Raw genomic sequence first — 3361 nt, 5'->3', positions numbered from 1 at the left:
TGACAAACTAGCATTTTGTATAGGCGCCGTACTCATAAGAACACATATCCACGACATCTAATGCCGCAGAGGCGCCTAAGCTTGAATCAATTGCTGATCCGAATGCGTTGTTTACGCTAGACCCACAAAATACTATCCCGAAACCGGGTGATACTTTCGAACCAGACAATGGTTCCTCCAATCGCAAGGGTTCAAGGCCCAAACATTAAAGGTCATGCGTTCATCCAACGCTCCGGCTATAAAGYCGGTTTGTTGAGAACCTGTCAAATGCATATGGTGATATTATGTCATGATTTCAACTAGTTAGAATAATTCTAAACTAGGCAAATAACATAACCATTTCAATCATGTTTGGCTTTACGGGTAGATTGAAAGCAAAAAAATATTGCCGGCTCAACATGYGTCAAAACGTCTCACAAGCTCGTGATGGATATGGTGAGGTCACGCGTTCACCATTTCTCGCAACCGAGAACAACCCAATTTGCAACGCAGGGTGCAGAAAAGCATKCCGGAATCGACACTTCTTGCATGAGATTCGATGCCTCTTGCACCAGATTTGCGTTTTTTCGTTGAGAACGTCACCCTAAAAGGCCACTCGTTTCTGTTCCGGTCTCTCACCGGTCAAGAGTACTGCAGAAGTACGGCAAACTTGTCAGCTGGCCGTCGCGAGGCGAGGGGTGAGTATGTCGATCCCGAGCAGAGCACGCACATCGCGCTTGTCGACGATGTCCTCGATCGTGAACTGGGCGAGCACCTCGAAGAATGCATTGAGCGCCTTGCGCAACGCCGCATTCAATCCGCAGCTGTCGATCAGCGGGCAGTCGGCGGCATCGTTTTCGAAGCACTCCGCCATGGCGAAGTTTTCCTCGGTCACGCGCACGACGTCGAAGAGGGTAATGTCCTTGGCCGGTTTTCCAAGCTTCACGCCACCATTACGGCCGCGCACGGTTTCGATGAAACCGTTCTCGACCAACGGCTGGAGGATCTTGAACAGGAAAAGTTCCGAAACCGTATAGGCTTGGGCGATTTCACCGATTCTGCTGAGATTGCCTTCATTGGCGGCACAGTACATAAGAATTCGGATGGCGTAGTTCGTCTGTCTGGTCAGTCGCATGGGAATATCTCTTTCAACCTGAAATCCAGGCCYGCACATTCAATCTGGCCGCAGTTTAGAATTATTCTTGATAAAGTAAACGATAATATGAAAGCCAGTTTCATATTATCCGGATAACACGYCTAAACGTCCCCCCGATTTTTATCGAACGATAACAACGATAGAGGCCGTGATGAGGGCAATCGCACATAACAACAGGAGACCGTAGACCCGCGGCTTGTCAAAAAGGACCGCGAAACCGGCAGACCAAACCACCACTGCCGCGCCGAGAGCGTACAGAAAGCCTGCCTTGTGGGCCCATGCAATGTTGACGGCCATGAGACCGCCGATGATAAGGGCGCCGAATACGACCATTAGAGCCAGGGCGTATTTCTCAAAATTGTCCATTCGGGCAGCTCACTCTCAGAACGTATAACGGAATGTCCTTAACCTGATGAATGATCAGGCAGATAGTGAGCCCTACATAGACCGTTCGCGCCTCCGAAAGCAACCTGAGACACTGCCGCACCGCACTCGGATAGGGTCATGTGTGCTATAGGCAACAAAAAAGGCCGGGAATTCCCGACCTTCCGAATTCGCCTCAACGCCAGTGCCAGTACATCCGTGGTCAAAAGCGGAGACGAATTCCTAAGCCGTATATATGAAGCGTGCCCCTGAATTTCAAGGCTTGGTCTTTAACGCCGATAAGCGCTTAGACCTGCCAGGAGACCTAAGCCGGCGACGGCAGACACGATCGCGACCGCGGTCATCGGGTTCTCCCTGGCTTTTTSACTGACCATGTGCGCTTCCTCACCAACGAAGCGTGCTGCTTTTCGGCTGTTCTTCTTTACCGCCTCGTAGGCAGAGCTGCCGCCATTTTCATAAAGTTCATAGCCGTGCTCGGAAAGCGATTTGCTGATTGATGCCAGCTGCTTGCGCAACGCCGCGACCTGATTTTCCAKATCCTTTTCAGCCATAGCCTGAACTTTGGTTGTATTCGTTGCCATTTCAGTAATCCTTTCCATGAGTGGAGAAAGGAGGAACGTGGTTTATGGCGTTTTGTTCCGATTTGCGAGATTCAAGGCTACTTCCAACAACCGTTTCTCTGGCCGTTGAGATTGTGCGAATCGATATCTATGCTGGCGGAAAAATCATTCTTCACAAGATAGACTGCCGTTTCCGGCTTGATCCTGATTTTGTTCCAGCCGRCACAGCTGGACGCGTTTTGCGGCGCTTCGCTCATCCAGCGCATTGCGCCACAACCAGACATCGCAAGGGTGCAAGGCAGCAGGAAAGCCAGAGCCAATCTCTTCATCGTTTTAGTCTTCCGGTACGGCTTGATCAGGTTGCTGTTGAATGGCGGAACACAGTCATCGCACATTTTTTATGATCATGTCATTGAACTTTCGTTCAAATTTATCCGGCTCTAGTCGTCATTGCTGGCGTTCAGCTGCTGCGGCGTCAAGCCTTCCTCGGGTACCTTGCCGGTCAATGATTGTGCCAGGATCAACCTGCTGGACTTGAGCAAGGGCGCATTTGCCGCCCGCACCCTGGGGAGGCGCGGATTATTCTCATGGGCCGTCACCGCCGCTTCATTCGCGTAGAGTTCGTTGACCATGACCTTGTTGGCAATGGGTGTTCCATTGCGCTCGATGGGTTTGATGACCTCGAATCGCAGACAACCGGGTTCTTCCTCCAGCGTCTTGCGGGCATGTTCGCGGATGAGCGCAGTGAATTCCTCTTCGCGGCCTTCGTGCGTTTCGAATTCAACGATAATCGTCAATGCAGTCATAGAATTTCAGCCTCCCTGCTTTGCAACGAKGTCTATCAGCCGCCAATCGACAAATCCAGACAGACATTAGGTCGTGACCTCATAAATCTAATGGAAATAGCGCCTGTTTCATAAAATGTTTTCATCCCGCCTTGATGGTGCGAGAATGAAAACGCAACCTGAAAAGAGGCGGACCAAATGAAATCCATCCTGTCTATCGTTGCCGTGCTTCTAATCCTCATGGGAGCAATCTGGGCGCTTCAGGGTCTCAGTGTTCTCGGCGGTAGCTTCATGGTGGGCCAAACGCGATGGATCACCATAGGGTTGCTGACTATCGCGATTGGCGCGGGACTTCTTTATTACGCCAGGAGGCAACGATCCCTATGAGATCGGAACCTCTCTTACTCGCCAGCGTTGTTTTTTTATCGTGGCCGCAGCAATTGCGGTCTCATTGTCGCTCAACGACAAACTGAAAGTGAAAGGAAGCTCCCATGAAG

At 50.8% G+C, this 3361-nt stretch carries 4 protein-coding genes; all 4 read right to left on the bottom strand.

All coding sequences use genetic code 11. The features are described from left to right. Positions 1-652 precede the first annotated feature (652 nt). On the bottom strand, positions 653-1114 hold the full coding sequence (gene rirA / locus ACXJ5O_RS22255) for an iron-responsive transcriptional regulator RirA (RefSeq protein ID WP_112527105.1): 462 nt from the start codon (positions 1112-1114) through the stop codon (positions 653-655). A gap of 141 nt (positions 1115-1255) precedes the next feature. Then, positions 1256-1501 carry a hypothetical protein gene (locus ACXJ5O_RS22250; protein ID WP_112527107.1) on the bottom strand — a complete coding sequence of 82 codons (246 nt, stop codon included), beginning with the start codon at positions 1499-1501 and terminating at the stop codon, positions 1256-1258. A 287-nt stretch (positions 1502-1788) separates the two neighbouring features. Beyond that, the gene (locus ACXJ5O_RS22245; protein ID WP_457301793.1) at positions 1789-2100 is read right to left on the bottom strand and encodes a hypothetical protein; all 312 of its coding nucleotides are present in this window, start codon (positions 2098-2100) and stop codon (positions 1789-1791) included. A gap of 419 nt (positions 2101-2519) precedes the next feature. After that, complete coding sequence (locus tag ACXJ5O_RS22240; RefSeq protein WP_457301792.1) at positions 2520-2885, bottom strand: putative quinol monooxygenase; 366 nt, start codon at positions 2883-2885, stop codon at positions 2520-2522. Positions 2886-3361: the final 476 nt, after the last annotated feature.

Source organism: Phyllobacterium sp. P5_D12 (assembly GCF_054049495.1).
Note: the sequence above shows the minus strand (reverse complement) of the source record. Positions and strands in the feature narration are given on the sequence as shown.

Coding starts and splice junctions, on each gene's coding strand:
- rirA (WP_112527105.1), bottom strand. CDS start 1,114: ATGCGACTGACCAGACAGACGAACTACGCCATCCGAATTCTTATGTAC.
- ACXJ5O_RS22240 (WP_457301792.1), bottom strand. CDS start 2,885: ATGACTGCATTGACGATTATCGTTGAATTCGAAACGCACGAAGGCCGC.
- ACXJ5O_RS22250 (WP_112527107.1), bottom strand. CDS start 1,501: ATGGACAATTTTGAGAAATACGCCCTGGCTCTAATGGTCGTATTCGGC.